The following is a 19,083-nucleotide window of genomic DNA, read 5'->3' as shown; positions in this document are numbered from 1 at the left end:
GTAACCACCCTGCCCAGTCCCGGCGCCGGGAGCGGCGAACGTCACACGGGGACAAGGTCGCGCGGGAGTGGTCTCCGGGGGCCGGAACCCACGAGCGGGGCCGTCGCTCTCGTGCGGGGGCCGGCCGTGGCGACGAGGGGATCGCCCCTTTCGGCCGCTCGCCGGCCGGAGATCTTGGCGTGATTTCGATGTCGCCGTTCCGGTTCGCGGGACCGTTCGGCGGGCTCCGAAGGGCGATCACGGCACGGCCGGAGCCCGGCGGGGGGTGGAGGCCGGTGCGGGCGGGCCCGCGCTCCGGGGAAGCGCGGGCCGGTCTCGCGTGCGGTCCCGGTCCGTCAGTCCTCGGCGGACAGCGAGGTCACCAGTACCGGAGTCACCTGTTCGACCTGCCAAGCCCGGGCGCCGTACCCGGCGAGCGCGGCGGCCACGGCCCCCGCGTCCGGCGTCGTCGGCGGCTCCCAGCACACCCGTCGCACGGTGTCCGGGGTGATCAGGTTCTCCTGCGGCATGTTGAGCTGTTCGGCGAGTGCCGAGACGGCGGCGCGCGCGGCGGAGAGCCGGGCGGCGGCGGCCGGGTCCTTGTCGGCCCAGGCGCGCGGCGGCGGCGGGCCGGTCACCGGCTGCCCCGGCTGCGGCAGCTCGGCGTCGGGCAGCGCCTTGGCGCGGTCGACCGCGGCCTGCCACTGCTCCAGCTGGCGCCGCCCCATGCGGTGCCCGTAGCCGTTCAGCGCGGACAGGGCGTGCACGTTGGGCGGCAGGGAGAGCGCGGCCTCGACGATCGCCGCGTCCCCGAGGACCTTGCCCGGCGAGATGTCGCGGCGCTGGGCGACCTGGTCCCGGGCCTCCCACAGCTCCCGTACGACCGCCATCTGCCGACGGCGGCGCACCTTGTGCATCCCGGACGTACGGCGCCAGGGGTCCTTGCGCGGCGGCGCGGGCTCGGCCTGCGCGATCGCGTCGAACTCCTGCTGGGCCCATTCCAGCTTGCCCTGCCGGTCGAGCTCCTTCTCCAGGGCGTCGCGCAGGTCGACGAGCAGTTCGACGTCGAGCGCGGCGTAGCGGAGCCACGGCTCCGGGAGGGGGCGCGTGGACCAGTCGACCGCGGAGTGCCCCTTCTCCAGGGTGAAGCCGAGGACGCTCTCGACCATCGCGCCGAGGCCCACCCGGGGGAACCCGGCGAGACGGCCGGCCAGCTCGGTGTCGAAGAGCCGCGTCGGCACCATGCCTATCTCGCGCAGGCAGGGCAGGTCCTGGGTGGCGGCGTGCAGCACCCACTCCACTCCGGTGATCGCCTCGCCGAGGCCCGACAGGTCGGGGCAGGCGACGGGATCGATCAGGGCGCTGCCCGCGCCCTCACGGCGCAGCTGCACCAGGTAGGCGCGCTGGCCGTACCGGTAGCCGGACGCGCGTTCGGCGTCGACGGCCACGGGCCCCGATCCGGCGGCGAACGCGGCGATCACCTCGGCGAGCGCGGTCGCGTCGGCCACGACGGGCGGAATGCCCTCCCGGGGCTCAAGCAAAGGGATCGGCGCCGATTCGACGTCGTCCGGAGGGCCGCCTCCGGTGGTTCGCAGTGAGCTGTCTGCTGCGGTCTCTTGGGCGTCGGTCACCTGTCAAGGGTATCCGTGTATGGACTACGCCCGCCGACGGAACGTTCCGTCGACGGGCGTATGAGGGTCGTAAACCAGTCAGGTCGGTGAAAGATCGCGTTCACGAACGGGTGGACGGGGTGTGGCTGGGCGTTCGCGTACGCGGGGTCAGTGGATGATCCCCGTCCGCAGGGCCACCGCCACCATGCCGGCACGGTCGCCCGTGCCGAGCTTGCGGGCGATACGGGCGAGGTGGCTCTTGACGGTCAGCGCGGACAGGCCCATCGAGACGCCGATGGCCTTGTTCGACTGGCCCTCCGCGACCAGCCGGAGCACCTCGACCTCACGGCCGGAGAGCTCGCGGTAGCCGCCCGGGTGGCTCGGGGCACCCGGGGGGCGGCGGTGCATACGGGCGGCGGCCGAGCCGATGGGCGCGGCGCCCGGCCGGGTGGGGAGCCCGACGTTGGTACGGGTGCCGGTGACGACATAGCCCTTGACGCCGCCCGCGAGTGCGTTGCGTACGGCGCCGATGTCGTCGGCGGCGGAAAGGGCGAGGCCGTTGGGCCAGCCGGCGGCCCGGGTCTCGGACAGCAGGGTGAGCCCGCTGCCGTCGGGAAGGTGGACGTCGGCGACACAGATGTCGCGCGGGTTGCCGATTCGGGGGCGGGCCTCCGCGACGGACGACGCCTCGATGACGTCGCGCACTCCGAGCGCCCAGAGGTGGCGTGTGACGGTGGAACGGACCCGTGGGTCGGCCACGACCACCATGGCGGTCGGCTTGTTCGGGCGGTAGGCGACCAGGCTTGCGGGCTGCTCGAGGAGAACGGACACCAGGCCTCCTGGGGTGCGGGACGGGACCGGCTCTGGGGATGAAGCCGGGACGAACCGTGCTTTCAAGGTCACAGACGTCTTCGGCACCAAACCCGTTCTCCTTTAGAGAATGATCACGATTTGGTGAGTAACAATCCGTGCAATTCGGACACGCGATCGATCATCCGAAGATCGAACCGAGTCGTTCCGTGTCGCGACACGGCTGAAAGTGGCCGTATCGACAAAGCCTCGGCAACGAATTCGGAAAGGTGTGTGGCGCTCGCGCGTCCGTCCGCGTACCGACGGAGCGTCGGCCCGCGCGGCGCCCCGTGCGCCGGCCCGCGCGACGGTCCGCGCACAAGAAAGTGCCGCCCGGCGTGGGGGCGGTGAGTGCTTGGCCGCCCGGGGCCGAACGGTGAGGGTCGAACGGTGAGGGGGATGACGGGGCGGGTGCTGAGGGGGCGGGTGCTGAGGGGGTGGCGGGGTGCGCGGCTCGGTGAGTGCCTGGGGGAGCGCTCACCGCCGCGTGCTCAGCGCGACTGGGGACCGCGGCGCTGCGGCAGCGTCACCACCGAGGCGTCGCCCGGCCCGGCCGGCGGCAGACCGGCGATCTGACAGAGCAGATCGCACCAGGCGGCGAGGTGCGCGGCGGTGTCCGGTACGCCTCCCAGCCCCTCGCGCGGCGTCCAGGAGGCGCGGATCTCGATCTGGGACGCGGACGGACGCTCGGACAACCCCCCGAAATAGTGCGAGCTCGCCCGGGTGACGGTGCCGCTCGGCTCGCCGTACGACAGACCGCGGGCCTGCAGCGCGCCGGTCAGCCACGACCAGGAGACGTCGGGGAGCAGCGGGTCGGTGGCCATCTCCGGCTCCAGCTCGGCGCGGATCAGTGTCACCAGGCGGAAGGCGCCCTGCCAGGCCTCGTGGCCCGCCGGGTCGTGCAGCAGGACCAGCCGGCCGTCCGCGAGATCCTCGTCCTCGGCGACGACCGCGGCCTCCAGCGCGTACGAGTACGGGGCCAGGCGCTGTGGCGGACGCGTCGGGTCGATCTCGATCTCCGGGCGCAGCCGGGCCCCCTTCAGCGCGTCGACGGCGGCCCGGAACGGCAACGGAGAAGTCTCCTTCGCATCTTGGTCCCCCTCCTTGGCATCGTCCATTCCCCCAGCGCCGTCCGACAGTCGTCCCTGAGCCGCAGCCATGCGGGGAAGATTAAGGGGAACTGGGCCCGCGCGCAGGGAGAGACACCCGTGCGTGGGACCACTGTCCGGTTCGTGCCGCGCGAACGAGCCGGTCCCGGTGCCGGGGCCGGGGTGCGCGCCCGCGCCGGAGCCCGGCACTTGAGGGCACGCGGGGCGTGGGAGACTTTCCGTCGTGAGTGCCAATGACCGCCCCGCCGCGGGCCAGCCGCCGACAGCCACGTACGAGTCCGCCTTCCTCAAGGCGTGCAGGCGCGAGCCCGTGCCGCACACGCCGGTGTGGTTCATGCGGCAGGCCGGTCGCTCGCTGCCCGAGTACCTCAAGGTGCGCGAGGGCATTCCGATGCTGGAGTCCTGCACGCGGCCGGAGCTCGTCGCCGAGATCACCCTCCAGCCGGTGCGCCGGCACGGCGTCGACGCGGCGATCTACTTCAGCGACATCGTCGTCCCGCTGAAGGCGATCGGCGTCGACCTCGACATCAAGCCGGGCGTCGGTCCGGTCGTCGAGAAGCCGATCCGCACCCGCGCCGACCTGGCGCAGCTGCGCGATCTGACGCCCGACGACGTCTCGTACGTCACCGACGCGATCAAGCTCCTGACGGCCGAGCTGGGCGAGACGCCCCTCATCGGCTTCGCGGGCGCGCCCTTCACTCTCGCGAGCTACCTCGTGGAGGGCGGTCCGTCCAAGAACCACGAGCACACCAAGGCGCTGATGTACGGGGACCCGCAGTTGTGGGCCGACCTGCTCGACCGCCTCGCCGAGATCACCTCCGCCTTCCTCAAGGTGCAGATCGAGGCGGGCGCGAGCGCCGTGCAGCTCTTCGACTCCTGGGTCGGCGCCCTGGCGCCCGCCGACTACCGCCGCTCGGTGATGCCCGCGTCCACCAAGGTCTTCGAGTCCGTTGCCGGGTACGGCGTCCCGCGCATCCACTTCGGCGTCGGCACCGGCGAACTCCTCGGCCTGATGGGCGAGGCGGGCGCGGACGTGGTCGGCGTCGACTGGCGTGTGCCGCTCGACGAGGCCGCGCGCCGGGTCGGCCCCGGCAAGGCGCTCCAGGGCAACCTCGACCCGGCCGTGCTCTTCTCCTCGACCGAGGCCGTGGAGGCCAAGACCCGCGAGGTGCTCGACGCCGCCGCCGGTCTGGAGGGCCACATCTTCAACCTCGGCCACGGCGTCCTGCCGAGCATGGACCCGGACGCGCTGACCCGGCTCGTGGAGGACGTCCACACCCGGACGGCGCGCTGACGCCTCACCAGCCGTGCCGCGCCTGTCTGCCCCACAGCAGGCTGCGCGGCTCCGGCGGTGGCGGGGTGCCCCGGCGCAGCGGCCAGGCCAGCAGCATGCCCGCGAGGAAGCCGGCCACATGGGCCTCGTACGCGACGGTTCCGGCGGTGGGGACACCGCGGCCCGACGAGTAGACCGCCTGCAGCGCGAACCAGAAGCCGAGCACGAGCCAGGCGGGCAGTCGCAGCGGCAGGAAGACCAGGAACGGGACCAGGACCCACACCCTGACCCTCGGATAGAGCACCAGGTAGGCGCCGAGCACCCCGGCGATCGCCCCGGAGGCGCCGAGCAGCGGGTCCGACGAGCTGTCGTTGAGGAGCGCGAAGCCGTATCCGGCCGCGTATCCGCACGCCACGTAGAACAGCGCGAACCGCACATGTCCCAGGCGGTCCTCGATGTTGTTGCCGAAGATCAGCAGGAAGAGCATGTTGCCCAGCAGGTGCAGCCAGCTGCCGTGCAGGAACATCGCGGTGAGGACGGAGAGCGGCGGCGACTTGTCGTAGTCCGGGGCGCTCACCAGGCAGCCGGGCCCGTGCGCGCCGGCTCCGACCTCACCGGTGGGCACGAGCTGGGGCATCCGGTGGTGGATCAACTCCTGTGGCACCGCGGCGTAGTGGTCCAGGAACGCCTGCAGATGGCACAGCCGGGACAGACCGCTGTCGCCCGCCACCGATCCGGCGAGGCCGGGGGTGTAGAGGAACACCAGGACATTGGCGGCGATCAGGGCGTACGTCATATAAGGCGTGCCGCGTACCGGGTTCACGTCATGGACGGGTATGACCACAAGGAACTAGTGCCCTGGATGCGCCGCGGGTATCCGCACGTCCGCAGGGGGCAGGCACGCTCGGTCCGGCGGGGCGCGTGTCCCGGCGCGCGCTCCTCCTCGTGCCACTGAACGCTGTCGCGCTCCGGTGCGTATGTCTCGTCAACCGCCCGCGCCGCGACGAAGACGCGACGCGAGGAAGACGTGAGGACACAGGCGATGAACGACCGAGTTACTCCTCCGATGCACGCCCTGCCCGACGGTGAGGCGGAGATCGCCCTGGTGGTGCACCTCCCCTGGGAGGACGTGGCCGCGCTCGGCCAGGAGGCCGGACGGCTCGCGGCGCGCCTCCAGCGTCCGGTGACCCTCGACGAGGCCGTGAGTCACCGGTTGCGCTCCGTGCGGTCGGCCGCGCACGCGAAGCCGCCCACCACGCCGCCCGCCGCCGTCACCGCCTCGGGCTCCGTGTCCTCGCTGCCCGCTCGCCCGCCGGCCGAGCAGGCCCGGCAGGCGATAGACCGCATCAACCAGAACGCCGGTCACGAGTCCGCCTGAGGTCTGCCCCGCGATCCCCGGCGGGCACGCGACGACAGCGGCGGCACCCCGCGGTGTCACGGGATCGCCCGGACGCGCCCCGTACGAGGGGCCCCGCCCCGTGGCGCACCGCGTCCGACACCGCGCGCCGATCCACCGGGGATCACGGGACAGCCCTCCGGACGGCACGGCCCCCGGCGACGGCGACGGCGACGGCGACGCCCGATCGTGACGCCGGTCGTACGTGGTCCGGTCGTAGGTGGCCCGGTCGTACGTGACGCCGGTCGTACGTGGCCCCGGGTCGTGCGTCGCCCCGCTCGCGCGGTCCCCGCGCCGCTACCGGGCGCCTCGCCGTACCGCCGTGACCGCCTTGCGCGCCGCCACCAGGATCGGGTCCCACACCGGTGAGAACGGCGGGGCGTAGCCGAGGTCCAGGGCCGTCATCTGTTCCACGGTCATCCCGGCGGTGAGCGCCACCGCGGCGATGTCGACGCGCTTCGCGGCACCCTCGCGGCCGACGATCTGCACGCCCAGCAGCCGTCCGGTGCGGCGCTCGGCGAGCATCTTCACCGTCATCAGGGCCGCGTTCGGGTAGTAGCCCGCACGGCTGGTCGACTCGATGGTGACGGTCTCGAACTGCAGGCCCGCCCGCCGCGCGTCCTTCTCGCGCAGCCCGGTGCGCGCGATCTCCAGGTCGCAGACCTTGCTCACCGCCGTACCCACCACACCGGGGAAGGTGGCGTAGCCGCCGCCCACGTTGCTGCCGATGACCTGCCCGTGCTTGTTGGCGTGGGTGCCCAGCGCGATGTGCCGCTCGCTCCCCGAGACCAGGTCGAGGACCTCGACGCAGTCGCCGCCCGCCCAGATGTTCTCGTGTCCGCGCACCCGCATCGCCAGGTCGGTGAGCAGCCCGCCGTGGTCGCCCAGCGGCAGCCCGGCCGCCCTGGCGAGGGTGGTCTCGGGGCGCACCCCGATGCCGAGCACCACGACGTCCGCCGGGTACTCCCCCTCCTGGGTGGCGACGGCCCGGACCCCGTCGGCGCCGGTGACGATCCCGGTCACGGTGGCGCCGTCGACCATGGTGATGCCCAGGTCCGACATGGCCGTGCGCACCAGCCGGCCCATGTCGGGGTCGAGCGTGGCCATCGGTTCGGCGCCGCGGTTGACGACCGTCACCTCGTACCCGCGGTTGATGAGTGCCTCGGCCATCTCCACGCCGATGTAACCGGCGCCGACGACCACCGCGCGCCGGCCCCGTGTCGCGGCCAGCGTGTCCAGGAGCGCCTGGCCGTCGTCGAGGGTCTGCACGCCGTGCACACCGGGAGCGTCCATCCCCGGCAGGTCCGGGCGGACCGGACGGGCGCCGGTCGCGATCACGAGCTTGTCGTACGGCGTCCACGCCTCCGCCCCGGACTCCAGGTCCCGTGAGCGCACCCGGGCGCCCGCGACGTCGATCTCCGTGACCTCGGTGCGCATCCGCAGGTCGATGTCCCGCTCCCGGTGCTCCTGCGGCGACCGTGCGATCAGCCGGTCCGGCCCGGGAACGTCGCCGCCCACCCAGTACGGGATGCCGCAGGCCGAGTAGGAGGTGAAGTGGCCGCGCTCGAACGCCACGATCTCCAGCTCGTCCGGACCCCGCATCCGGCGCGCCTGCGACGCGGCGGACATGCCCGCCGCGTCGCCGCCGATGACGACCAGCCGCTCGGCCGCCCCGCCGGTACCGCCTGTGCTGCCGGCGACGTTCGTCGCGCTCGTACGGTTCATGCTCATGCGAACACGCTACGGGGGCCCGGCACTTCAGGCGTCCTTGCCACCCTCCTCACGCACCGGCGGCGCCGTCGGCAGCGATCCGGTGACCGGCGCGACGGGTGCGGCGGCCGCCGGTGCCGGACGGCGCGGCAGCCGGGAGCGTCCGAACCGCAGCCACAGCACCACGAGCACCGCCGCGCAGACGGCGAACGGGAGCACCGCGCCCAGCACCATCGCGATCCAGCGCAGCGTCGCGACGAACGCGTCCCAGCCGCCCGCGAGGGCGTCCACGAAGCCGGGCTCCGAGTCCTTCTCGGCGGCCTTGCGCACCGGCGTCTCGGAGAGGGAGAGCGTGATGGTGGCCAGACTGGTGCGGTCCTTCAGCGACGACTGCCGCGCGAGCAGGGCCTCCAGGTCGGACTCGCGGCTGCTCAGCTCCCCTTCCAGAGCGACCACGTCGCTGAGCTTGGTGGCCCGGTCCATCAGTCCACGGACCCGGGCCACGCTGGCGCGCTGCGACTTGATACGGCTCTCCACGTCGACGACCTGGTCGGTGACGTCCTGCGCCTTGGCCGTCCGCTCCAGGACCTTCCCCGCGCCGCCCAGATCGGAGAGCACCTGGTCGTAGCGGTCCGTGGGCACCCGCAGCACGACGCGGGTGCGCTCGTGGCCCCGCCCGTCCCGGGTGGTCGTCTCGTCCCCGACGAAACCGCCCGCGCCGGTGGCCGTGACGCGGGCCTCGTCCAGGGCCTTGGGGACGTCCTTGACCTGCACGGTCAGGAACGCGGTACGGATGATGCCGCTCGTCTCCAGCCTGGGCGCGGTGGCGGCCCGGGAACCGCCCGCGCCCGTGGCGGCCTTGTCCGAGGTGGTGCCGTCGGCGGCTCCCGGAACGGCCTCCTGGGCACCCGGGCCGGCCTTCTGGTCCCCGGACGCCGCCTTGTCGCTGCTGGACGTGGCGCCGTCCCCGGCGGAGCCGCACCCCGCCAGCGCGAGGGAGGAGACGAGCAGGACCCCGGCCAGGGCCCGGCCGGTCCGTGCGCCGTGTACGGAACGTGGTGTGTGCATGTGGGAGTACCCCCCGGGTCTCGCGACGGATGCTGACTCTTCGACGCCCGGACCCGGCAGGACGTTGGGGTGCTCCGGTCCCGATGAGGTCACGTTCGGGACTCGCACAGGACACCGGGGCCCGGCGGAGGTGCCCGCGGGGTCTGAGAAAGTGGAGGCATGCACGCACAGGACAGTCGTACGGGTACGGGGCATGTCGTCGTCGTCGGGGGCGGGATCGCCGGTCTGGCCGCCGCCCACCGCCTCCTCGGCCGCGGCGCCCGGGTGACCGTCCTGGAGGCCTCCGGCCGCGTCGGAGGCAAGCTGCTGCCCGGCGAGGTCGCGGGCGCCCGCGTCGACCTCGGCGCCGAGTCGATGCTCGCCCGGCGCCCCGAAGCGGTCGCGCTCGCCCGCGAGGTGGGCCTCTCCGACCGCCTTCTTCCCCCCGCCACCGCGACCGCCTCCCTGTGGACCCGCGGCGCCCTGCGCCCCATGCCCAAGGGACACGTCATGGGCGTCCCCGGCACCGCGGCCGCCCTCCACGGAGTCCTGTCCGACGAGGGCCTGCGCCGCATCGGGCGCGACGCCGAACTGCCCCGCACGGAGATCGGTGACGACGTCGCGGTGGGGGAGTACGTGGCGGCGCGCCTCGGCCGCGAGGTCGTCGACCGGCTGGTCGAGCCCCTGCTCGGCGGTGTCTACGCGGGCGACGCCTACCGCATCTCCCTGCGCGCCGCCGTCCCCCAGCTCTTCGAGGCGGCCCGCACCCACACCTCACTGACGGAGGCGGTGCGCGCCGTCCAGGCGAAGGCCGCCGCACAGCAGCAGACCGGCCCCGTGTTCATGGGAATCGAAGGCGGGGTCGGCCAACTCCCGCTCGCGGTCGCCGAGTCGGTGCGCGCGCGGGGCGGGGACGTCGTCACCGGCGCCCAGGTCACCGGGCTGAGCCGGACGCGCGGCACCGAACCCGGCTGGCACGTCGTGGCCGGAGACCGGGTGCTGCGCGCCGACGCCGTCGTCCTCGCCGTGCCCGCCCCGGCCGCCGCCGCCCTGCTGCGCACCGAGGCACCCGCCGCGGCCACCGAACTCGCCGCCGTCGAGTACGCCTCCATGGCGCTGGTCACCCTCGCCTACCGGCGCGCGGACATCACCCTCCCCGAGGGGAGCGGCTTCCTGGTCCCGCCCGTCGACGGACACACCATCAAGGCCTCCACCTTCGCCTCCCGCAAGTGGGGCTGGATCGACGCGGAGAACCCCGGCCTGCTCGTCCTGCGCACCTCCGTGGGCCGGTACGGCGAGAGCGAGGTGCTGGGCCGCGACGACGCCGGCCTCGTCGACGTGTCCCGCCACGACCTGCGCGAGGCGGCCGGGCTCACGGCCGAGCCCGTCGCCACCCGCGTCACCCGCTGGGACGACGGCCTGCCGCAGTACCCCGTCGGACACCACACGCGAGTGGCCCGGATCCGCGCGCATGTCGCCGAGGTCCCCGGACTCGCGGTCTGCGGTGCCGCCTACGACGGGGTCGGCATCCCCGCCTGTGTCGCGAGCGCGTACGCCGCCGTGGACCGGCTCGGCGGAGACCGCGCCGGGCTGGACGCGCTGACCAGGAACCCGGTGCAGAGTCTGCACGGCGGCGCGGGAGAATAGCCCCATGAGTGACGACGCCCCCGCCAAGATCCCGAACATCGGCAAGAAGGCCAAGGACCTCAACGAGGTCATCCGCTACACCCTGTGGTCCGTCTTCCGGCTGCGCGACGTGCTCCCCGAGGACCGTGGCGGATACGCCGACGAGGTCCAGGAGCTCTTCGACCAGCTCGCCGCGAAGGACGTCACCGTCCGCGGCACGTACGACGTGTCGGGGCTGCGCGCCGACGCGGACCTGATGATCTGGTGGCACGCCGAGACCGCGGACCAGCTCCAGGAGGCGTACAACCTCTTCCGCCGCACGCGGCTCGGCCGCGCCCTGGACCCGGTCTGGTCGAACATGGCGCTGCACCGCCCGGCCGAGTTCAACCGCTCGCACATCCCGGCGTTCCTCGCCGACGAGACGCCCCGCGACTACATCAGCGTCTACCCGTTCGTACGCTCCTACGACTGGTACCTGCTGCCCGACGAGGACCGCCGGCGCATGCTCGCCGACCACGGCAAGATGGCCCGCGGCTACCCGGACGTGCGCGCCAATACGGTCGCCTCGTTCTCCCTCGGCGACTACGAGTGGATCCTCGCCTTCGAGGCCGACGAGCTGTACCGCATCGTCGACCTCATGCGTCACCTGCGCGCCTCCGAGGCCCGGCTGCACGTCCGCGAGGAGGTCCCGTTCTACACGGGCCGCCGCAAGGACGTCGCCGAACTGGTCGCGGGTCTCGCCTGACCGCTGTCCGGCGCGGGGCCGGGCGGGCTACGAGGCCCGCCCGGCCTTCGCGTGCGGTGCCCGGCCGCCCGGCGCCGCCGGCTCCGGTTCCGCGCGCGGCGCGCACCGCGCGCGGAACTGCGGGAGGCCGCCCGTCAGCAGATACGTGTCGAGATAGTTGTTGACACAGGTGTTGGGGCCGCCGCCGATCCCGTGCGTCCCGGCCCCGTTCTCGGTCACCAGGACGGAACCGGACAGCCGCCGCTGCAGCTCCACCGCCCCCTCGTACGGCGTGGCCGCGTCCCGCTCGGCCGCCAGGATCAGGGTCGGCGCCAGCACCCCGGGCAGCGCCCGTACGTCGAGGGGCTTCTGCCGGGGCACCGGCCAGTACGCGCAGGGCAGGTTCATCCAGACGTTGTCCCACGTCTCGAACGGCGCCCTGCGCGCGAGCATCGTGTTGTCGCGGTCCCAGGTGCGCCAACGGGTCGGCCAGGACGCGTCGTTGCACTCGACCGCGGTGTAGACGGCGCCCGCGTTCTCCGCCCCGGCCGACGCCTCCGGACGCGCGGCCTGCTCGATCAGCGGCTTCGGGTCACCCTTCAGATAGGCGGAGAGCGCCAGGGCACGCCGCGGCCAGTAGTCGTCGTAGTACCCCGCCTCCAGGAACGCGTTCTGCAACTGCGCCGGCCCCACCTTGCCGCCGGCGGGCGACGCGGCCAGCTGCGCCCGTGCCTTCTCGTAGCTGTGCAGCACCTCTTCGGGTGTGGTGCCGAGCCCGTACACCTTGTCGTGCCGGGCGGTCCACGCGCGGAAGTCGGCCCAGCGGCTCTCGAAGGCCGCCGACTGGTCGAGGTTGTTCTCGTACCAGATCTGGCCGGGGGCCGGGTTCACCGCCGAGTCGAAGACCATCCGGCGCACGTGCGAGGGGAAGAGCGTCGCGTAGAGGGCGCCGAAGTAGGTGCCGTACGAGGCACCCATGAAGGTCAGCTTCCGCTCGCCGAGCGCGGCGCGCAGCACGTCGAGGTCACGGGCGTTGTTGAGCGAGTTGTAGTGCCGGATCGCCTGGCCGGAGCGCTTCAGGCAGCCGCGCGCGTAGGCCTGCGCCTCCGCGATGCGCTCCTTCTTGTACGACTCCGAGGGATGCGTCGGCGACTGCGTGGGCCCCTTCACGGAGCGCTTGGGGTCCTTGCAGGACAGCGGGGCCGAGCCGGCGACCCCGCGCGGGGCGTAGCCCACCAGGTCGTACGCCGCCGCGATCCGCTTCCACTCGGGCAGGGCGCCGAACAGCGGGAAGTACATGCCGGAGGCGCCCGGACCGCCGGGGTTGTAGACCAGGGCGCCCTGCCGGGGCACCCTGTGCTTCGCGTTCCGCGTGTCCTTGCCGGTGGCAGCCGACCGGCTGACGGTCAGTCTGATCCGCTTGCCGTCGGGACGCGCGTAGTCGAGCGGCACCTCGACCGTGCCGCAGCGCAGGCCGGCGGGGAGCCCCGTCGCCTTGGCGCACGCCCCGAAACGGATGCCCGCGGCGGCCGCGCGCGCGGCGGCGACGGCGGTGCCGCGCATCAGGTCCGGCGCGGTGAGACCGGCGGGGTCCGGCCGGGCCGGTGCGCCGCCCGCGGGGGCGCCGGCGAAGGCGGTCAGGAGCAAGGATCCGGCGGTTCCGCAGAGGACGGCAGCTCTCATCGCGTATCCCTTCAGCGCACGGCAGCGACAAAGGGGATGTTTCGTTCGGGAGTTGGTGAAGTAAAGCACCGAATGCCGGTGTCGGCGCCAATGACCCCTATGCGCCCCTTCGGGCGCCGGTCAGCGCTGCCGTCCGGCCGCCCGGTCGCGGTGGGCGAAGGCCGCGCGCAGATCCGGCTCGCCGACCGCGCGGATGCCACGGACGGCGACCGAGGTGAGGTACGTGCGGTCGTCGGCGGTGGCGTCGGTGTGCCGCGCGAGGGTGCCGAGCAGCCGCTGGCCGGCCGGGGAGGCCCAGCGTGTGTAGGGGTGGACCTCGATGCGGGCGATGGCGAGGCAGCTCAGTGTGAGGACGAGGGGGAGGGCGAACCAGACGGCGACCGGTACCTCGTCGGTCCGCGGCTGAGAGGGCATCAGGACGGCCATGGCGCCGAGCGCGAGGACGGCCGCCGAGGCGGCCCGGACCTGGCGGACGGCGTCCGCGACGGTGGTACGGGCCCCGTCGGGCACGGCGAGGCCGGCGGCGACGAGACGGTCCGCGAGGCGGCGCACCGAGTCCGCGGCGGCCGTCGTCGCGCGTACGGGAGCTATCCGGGACTGTCCCTCTGGGCCTATCGCGCCGATCACCGAACGCTCCATGTCGTCCCGGCCGCGCGGGTCCACGACCGTCGCCCAGCCCGTGTGCGCGAGCAGCAGGCGGCGCTGACGGGCCATCGACACCAGGGTCAGATCGGCGACCCGGGCCGGGCCGCCGGACAGGAACGCGGCCTCGTAGAGCGTGAGGTGGTGTCCGGGCGCCGCGTCGGCGTCGACCGCGGCGGCCCGTACGGCGGCCAGGCACAGCCGGACGCAGGACGTGCCGGCCGCGGCCCAGGCCAAGAGCAGGAGGAGGACCCAGAACATGGCGTGTTTCTATGCGACCCGGGCACCCCGGCGCCACGGTCTGTTCACGATGTGGACGGAGCGTTGTGGGTCTGTGACGTCCGGGTGCCGCGTCGCGGTGCGTGCCGTTCGTTGCTGTTGCTGTTGCTGTTGCTGTTGCTGTTGCTGTTGCTGTCGCTGTCGTGGTGCGTGCGGCCCGGCCGCCGCGCGCGGCCCGCCGGCTCCGGACGAGGGCGGCGACGACGAGTCCTGTCCCGGTATCGAAGACCGCGTTGCGTTGTCCGGTCGGCCGGGGCGCGGTGTCAGTCCCGGCGCGCCTTCGGGAGGCGGACCGGCCGGCGGTGGGACGGGACGGTTCAGCGGCGCAGCAGTGCCCGGCGGGTGACGCGGGCCAGCCGGGCCGCCGGCCGTTGTGAGCGGGGTGCCGGGCCGGAGCGCTCCAGCCACCAGTCGCGCAACAGATGGCGTGTCCGTGCGTCCCGCGGGTGCCCGGCGAGCAGCAGGTGCTCGGCGAAGTCCAGTGCGTCGCGACGGTAGCCGCCGGTCATCGGACGACCCCGCGCGTACCCGAGGAAGGCGGCCCGGTAGCCGGCGCCGAGCAGCTCCGGCAGCTCCGCCGCCACCTTCGCGACGACATCCGCGCGCTTGGCGGCGAGGGCCCGCGCCTGCACTCCCGTCCGCACCCGGTCGAACCCCTCGGGAACCGGGGTCCCCGCGACGAGCGCGGAGAGCAGTGCGGCCTGCGCGAGGGCCAGGCGCTGACGGGCGGGCGGGAGGCCTGGGTCGGGGTCGGGGTCGAGGTCGAGGGTGACGAGGGGTGTGGAGCCGAGGTCCGGGCCGGGGCCGGGAAGGGGGGCGCGGCCGGGGTCGGCAGGGGGCGCGGGGGTGGGTGTGGGAGCGAGGGCGAGGGCGAGAACAGACGTGCCGGAGGTGCCGGACGTGCCGGACGTGCCGGAGGTGCCGGACGCGGCCGGCTGCGGCGACGGCGCGCTCGTCGCCGCGGCTTGGCTCCTCGGCGTCGCTCCGGCCTTCGCCAGCGTTTCCCTGATCGCGGCCAGTTCCCTCTCCAGTTCGCCCGGCCGGGGAAAGTTCTCGTCGCGTTCCAGGAGGACTCCCGGTGGGGTCACCCGGGACGCCAGATCGGCCAGGATGTCGAGGACCGGGCGGGGCACCGGGTGGGCGTGGCTGTCGTGCCAGACGCCGTCGCGTTCGACGCCACCGGCGACATGCACGTAGGCGATGGCCTCGACGGGGAGTTCGGCCAGGGCCCTGGCCGGGTCCTCGCCGCGGTTGACGTGGTTGGTGTGGAGGTTGGCGACGTCGATGAGCAGGCGTACGCCGGTGCGGTCCACCAGGTCGTACAGGAACTGCCCCTCGGTCATCTCCTCGCCCGGCCAGCGCAGCAGCGCGGCGATGTTCTCCACGGCCAGCGGGACGGGCAGCGCGGCCTGGGCGATCCGGACGTTCTCGCACAGCACGTCCAGCGCGTCCCGGGTGCGCGGCACCGGCAGCAGGTGCCCGGCCTCCAGCGCCGGCGACGCGGTGAGGGCGCCCCCGGCCCGTACGAACGCGATGTGCTCCGTGACCAGCGGGGCGCCCAGCGCCTCGGCGCGCTCGGCGAGGGCGGCGAGGCGCGACTCGTCGGGGCGGTCCGCGCCGCCGAGACCGAGCGAGACGCCGTGCGGCACCACCGTGACGCCCCGTTCGCGCAACCGCCGCAGTGACTCGGGAAGATGCCCGGGACACAGGTTCTCCGACACGGCCTCGACCCAGTCGACGCCCGGCATGTGCTCCACGGCCTCGGCGATCTCCGGCCGCCACCCGATTCCCGTTCCCAGCCGTCCCAGTCGCGTCATGTCCCCTCCTCCGTCACGTCCTGCCAGGCCGTGCCGTCGTCTCCCCATGACGGACCCGTCCCGCGGTGTGACGGGGTCATGGCCCCGGGAGCGCGGGCCCAATCCGACAGGGCGGACGTTCAGAGCAACATTTGAGGTTCGGCCGGGTGCGCGGCACCGCCCGGGCCCCGCCCCGGCTACCCCAGCAGGCTGTCCGGGTCGGAGGGCTCCGGCCGGGCGGTGTCGACCTGGCCCGGCGCCGCGGGCGACGGGTCCGACGAGGTGGTGACGCCGGGGTCCGGCCGGACCGGCGGCGCGGAGGGCACCGTCGCCCCGGCGGCCGGTGCGGCGGGCCCGGTCGGGCTGGCGGTCGAGAGGGCCGCCGTGTCGTTGGCGATGGCGTCGAAGTCGACGCTCCCGGTCTTCTCCAGCACCGTGATGTGGTCGAGCACGGTCTGGTTGGCGTCCGTGGCCAGTTGCCGGACCAGCGAGTTGCGGGTGCTGTTGCGCACCGCGCCGATGGCCGGGAAGATCTTGCCGTGCGCGGCCCGCAGGAGGTTCGCGAACTTCCGCTCGTACTCCTTGCCGGTCGCCGCCGTCAGCTCCTGCAACCAGCCCTGCTGCTGGGCGTTGGGCTGGTTCGGCAGTTCGACGTTCAGCTGGGCCGCGATGACCCGCACCCGCCTGTCGAGGTCGGTGTGGCCGACGATCAGGTGGTCGCCCGCCTCCTTGACGGCCTTGGTGGGGGCCCGTTCGACCGCCTGCTGTCCCGCCGGCAGTTCCCAGAGACCCGCCAGGCGCACTCGTACGATCAGATCGCGGTCGGAGGCGGACAGGGGCCCCCACCGTGTGTTCACCGTCCCCGCCGCCAGATTCGCCTGTCCGGTGCCCGCGCGGTCGGCGTACGACCACACGGGGAACGCGAGCGCGCCGACCGTGGCGACGAGTGCCGCGATGACGAGCGCCGAACCGTTGACACGCCGCAAGATGAGCCTCCCCGGGGGACACCGACCGGTCGTCGGACACCCGCACCCGGCCAGTGCCCTGAGATACGTGAGGGACGGCCGGAATGTTCAAGCGCATCTAAAGCGATTACTCGGAAACGGTCAAGTCCGCAGGTCACCACCGTCGGTGAGGGTCGGCGCCGACGGATCACGTCAGACGGTCGAGCCGGCGGACGCGTGAAGCGTGCGGCGGACGGCGTCGCGGAGCCAGTGGTGGCCTCCGCCGGCCGCGGGGCGGGGGTGCCATGCCGTGCCGATGGTCAGGGGCGGCAGGGGGAGCGGGATGTCGAGGAGGCGCAGACCGAGGACGGCGGCGGCGTCGGCCAGGGGGGAGGGGGCGGCACCGGAGGGTGCGGTGGGGACGAGACGGACGACGTCGCTGCGGGCGGCGAGGGGCATCGCGGCCAGGTGGCCGGGGAGGACGACAGCGACCCGCCGGTGGAGGTTCCGCTCGGCGAGGCGTTCGTCCACGGCGTCGTCGGCTCCTGCGGCTCCACCGGGCCCGGGGGCGTCGGCGCGGGGTGGGCGCGACGCGGAGCGGCCGTCCGGCGGCCCCGACCGTCGTCAGCGCGCGAGGGACCTGACGCGGTCCACGCCTTCGACCACGACGGTTTCCCCGGGCGCGATCTCCGTGAAGCCCGCGTCCCGGACCAACGGCATTCCGGAGACGACGAGTTCACCCCAGCGGTCCTTGTCGGCGGTACGGACCGCGAGCGGCAGACCGGCGTCGCGCCAGGCGGCCCGCTCCTCGTCCGACAGCTCCCACCAGGCCAGTTGGGCACCGTGCCCGGCCTGCGCCATCGTCTTGCCGGCGGACATGCCGACATGGGGGTTGAGCCACAACGTCGGCGCCGTGGTGCCGGCGTCCAGCGGCGGCCGCGGGTCGTCGAGTTCCGTACCGGAGACCTGGAGCCGGGCGAGATCCTTCGGCCATCCGTCCAGCGGGACCGGCGGGAAGACCCGTACCTCGGCCGACTTCCCGGTCACCGTGATGCCGGGCAGGGCCTCGGCCCGCCGCCACTCCGCGCCGCGCGCCCGCCGTACGACCTTGCGGATCCGCGCGTCCTGCCAGTCCCGCATGGCCTGCGCCCACTCGCCGTCCCCCAGCGACCGCTCGTCGGCGAGGATCGTCAGCACGGCGCGGGCCGCGGTCTCCAGCGCGTCCGTACGGGCCGGGGGAGCGGCCTTCTCGATACGCACGACCATGGGCAGCACGAACTGCGGTGCCTCGTCGCGTGGCATGGGCTCGTCGCGGAAGGGACTGTCGTCGGAGGGGGTGGGGTCGCTGGTCACCTCCCCAGTGTGCCAGGCGGAAGATCCGTTCTCCGGCGCGTGCCGCCCCGCCCGCGCGAGGATGACCGCATGAACAAAGGTCTACGACTGGAGGGCGTCGGGCGCCGCTACGGGCTCCGGGGCTCCTGGATCCTGCGCGGTGTCGACCTCGACGTCACCCCCGGCACGCTGGTCCGCGTCGAGGGCGCCAACGGCACCGGGAAGTCCACCCTCCTGCGTCTCCTCGCCGGGATCGACGCACCCACCGAGGGGCGGATCACCGGGCGCCCGCGCACGGCCTACGTCCCCGAGCGGTTCCCCGCGGCGCTCCCCTTCACCGCGTCGGACTACCTCACCCACCTCGGCGCCGTCCACGGCCTGGCCCGCCCGGCCGCCGCACGCGCCGCCGGGCAGTGGCTGGAGCGGCTGGGCGCCGCCGCCCACGCCGGTACGCCGATGGAGGAGCTGTCCAAGGGCGGCAGCCAGAAGGTCGCCGTCGCGCAGGCCCTGCTCGCCGCGCCGGAACTGCTCGTCCTGGACGAGGCCTGGACCGGCCTCGACGCCGCCGCCCGCGCCGAACTCGAACGCGCCGTCGCCGAACGCACCGCGGCCGGGGGAGCGGTGGTGTTCGTCGACCACGACCCACGGCGGCTCGCCGGGTCCCCGGACGCGACGTACACGGTGGCCGGCGGCGCCCTCGACCGCCGCCCGCGGCCGGCCGCCGCGACGCCGGGGGGACCGCACGTCGTCGTCGAGGTCCAGGGTCCGCCGGACGCCGAACCGCCGGCCGACGTGGTACGTCTCGTCACGGCGGCCGACGAGACGGCACCGGGTACCGTACGGCTGACCGTGCCGGCGTCCCGCTCGGACGTCGTGCTGCGCGCCCTGCTGACGGCACACCCGCCCTGGCACGTGGTGAGCGTGGCGCAGGGAAGCGTGGAGTCGGGAGACAAGGAGCCCGGGGGCGTGGAGCGTGGAGACCCGGCGTCCGGGGGCGTGGAGCCTGGCGACCTTGCACCCGGGGGCGTGGGGCCGGCGGACGTGGCGCCGCGATCCGTGCCCGACGTACCGCGGGACGAGGTCC

The 19,083-nt window shown here is 73.9% G+C and carries 15 protein-coding genes and 2 pseudogenes; 5 read left to right on the top strand and 12 right to left on the bottom strand.

From position 1 onward, the window contains the following. Positions 1-335: 335 nt before the first annotated feature. The 3 genes from GFH48_RS11005 to GFH48_RS10995 form a co-directional block, all read right to left on the bottom strand. Positions 336-1,610: a ribonuclease D gene (locus GFH48_RS11005; protein WP_153288087.1), complete on the bottom strand. Its 1,275-nt coding sequence runs from the start codon at positions 1,608-1,610 to the stop codon at positions 336-338. Positions 1,611-1,757: 147 nt separating this feature from the next. After that, the gene (locus tag GFH48_RS11000) at positions 1,758-2,420 is read right to left on the bottom strand and encodes a response regulator transcription factor (protein WP_019073943.1); all 663 of its coding nucleotides are present in this window, start codon (positions 2,418-2,420) and stop codon (positions 1,758-1,760) included. 509 nt (positions 2,421-2,929) lie between these two features. Continuing rightward, on the bottom strand, positions 2,930-3,556 hold the full coding sequence (locus GFH48_RS10995; protein WP_194280839.1) for a DUF3000 domain-containing protein: 627 nt from the start codon (positions 3,554-3,556) through the stop codon (positions 2,930-2,932). A 214-nt stretch (positions 3,557-3,770) separates the two neighbouring features. On the opposite strand from GFH48_RS10995, the gene hemE reads away from it, so the two are divergent. Next, positions 3,771-4,841: a uroporphyrinogen decarboxylase gene (hemE, locus tag GFH48_RS10990; protein WP_153288085.1), complete on the top strand. Its 1,071-nt coding sequence runs from the start codon at positions 3,771-3,773 to the stop codon at positions 4,839-4,841. A 4-nt stretch (positions 4,842-4,845) separates the two neighbouring features. On the opposite strand, the gene GFH48_RS10985 is transcribed toward hemE, so the two are convergent. Further along, complete coding sequence (locus GFH48_RS10985) at positions 4,846-5,664, bottom strand: rhomboid family intramembrane serine protease (RefSeq protein ID WP_153288084.1); 819 nt, start codon at positions 5,662-5,664, stop codon at positions 4,846-4,848. Positions 5,665-5,862: 198 nt separating this feature from the next. Here GFH48_RS10985 and GFH48_RS10980 point away from each other — a divergent pair, with 198 nt between their 5' ends. After that, the gene (locus GFH48_RS10980) at positions 5,863-6,198 is read left to right on the top strand and encodes a hypothetical protein (RefSeq protein WP_153288083.1); all 336 of its coding nucleotides are present in this window, start codon (positions 5,863-5,865) and stop codon (positions 6,196-6,198) included. Between the two features lie 315 nt (positions 6,199-6,513). On the opposite strand, the gene GFH48_RS10975 is transcribed toward GFH48_RS10980, so the two are convergent. Further along, the gene (locus GFH48_RS10975; protein ID WP_153292853.1) at positions 6,514-7,941 is read right to left on the bottom strand and encodes an FAD-dependent oxidoreductase; all 1,428 of its coding nucleotides are present in this window, start codon (positions 7,939-7,941) and stop codon (positions 6,514-6,516) included. A 33-nt stretch (positions 7,942-7,974) separates the two neighbouring features. Next, positions 7,975-8,994 carry a DUF4349 domain-containing protein gene (locus GFH48_RS10970; RefSeq protein ID WP_153288082.1) on the bottom strand — a complete coding sequence of 340 codons (1,020 nt, stop codon included), beginning with the start codon at positions 8,992-8,994 and terminating at the stop codon, positions 7,975-7,977. A gap of 159 nt (positions 8,995-9,153) precedes the next feature. On the opposite strand from GFH48_RS10970, the gene hemG reads away from it, so the two are divergent. Further along, entirely contained in the window at positions 9,154-10,620 is a 1,467-nt protein-coding gene (gene hemG, locus GFH48_RS10965; RefSeq protein ID WP_153288081.1) for a protoporphyrinogen oxidase, read from the top strand. Between the two features lie 4 nt (positions 10,621-10,624). Then, entirely contained in the window at positions 10,625-11,344 is a 720-nt protein-coding gene (hemQ, locus tag GFH48_RS10960; RefSeq protein ID WP_153288080.1) for a hydrogen peroxide-dependent heme synthase, read from the top strand. Between the two features lie 27 nt (positions 11,345-11,371). Here hemQ and GFH48_RS10955 read toward each other — a convergent pair whose 3' ends face one another. From GFH48_RS10955 to GFH48_RS10930, 6 genes and pseudogenes are all read right to left on the bottom strand, one after another. After that, complete coding sequence (locus GFH48_RS10955) at positions 11,372-13,006, bottom strand: alpha/beta hydrolase (protein WP_153288079.1); 1,635 nt, start codon at positions 13,004-13,006, stop codon at positions 11,372-11,374. A 120-nt stretch (positions 13,007-13,126) separates the two neighbouring features. Further along, entirely contained in the window at positions 13,127-13,909 is a 783-nt protein-coding gene (locus GFH48_RS10950) for a TIGR04222 domain-containing membrane protein (RefSeq protein WP_153288078.1), read from the bottom strand. A 335-nt stretch (positions 13,910-14,244) separates the two neighbouring features. Then, entirely contained in the window at positions 14,245-15,744 is a 1,500-nt protein-coding gene (locus GFH48_RS10945) for a DUF692 domain-containing protein (protein ID WP_153288077.1), read from the bottom strand. 176 nt (positions 15,745-15,920) lie between these two features. Continuing rightward, a complete protein-coding gene (locus GFH48_RS10940; RefSeq protein ID WP_194280553.1) occupies positions 15,921-16,709 on the bottom strand; it encodes a DUF4142 domain-containing protein in 789 nt (262 codons plus the stop codon). A gap of 171 nt (positions 16,710-16,880) precedes the next feature. Next, a pseudogene (locus tag GFH48_RS10935) lies at positions 16,881-17,198 on the bottom strand (LysR family transcriptional regulator); the annotation flags it as partial. Between the two features lie 93 nt (positions 17,199-17,291). Then, a complete protein-coding gene (locus GFH48_RS10930) occupies positions 17,292-18,020 on the bottom strand; it encodes an aminoacyl-tRNA hydrolase (RefSeq protein ID WP_153288075.1) in 729 nt (242 codons plus the stop codon). Positions 18,021-18,089: 69 nt separating this feature from the next. Here GFH48_RS10930 and GFH48_RS10925 point away from each other — a divergent pair. Beyond that, positions 18,090-18,929 (top strand): annotated as a pseudogene (locus GFH48_RS10925) (ABC transporter ATP-binding protein); the annotation flags it as partial. Positions 18,930-19,083: the final 154 nt, after the last annotated feature.

This window comes from Streptomyces fagopyri (assembly GCF_009498275.1).
Classification (GTDB): Bacteria; Actinomycetota; Actinomycetes; order Streptomycetales; family Streptomycetaceae; genus Streptomyces; species Streptomyces fagopyri.
This window is presented reverse-complemented; position numbering and strand designations above follow the sequence as displayed.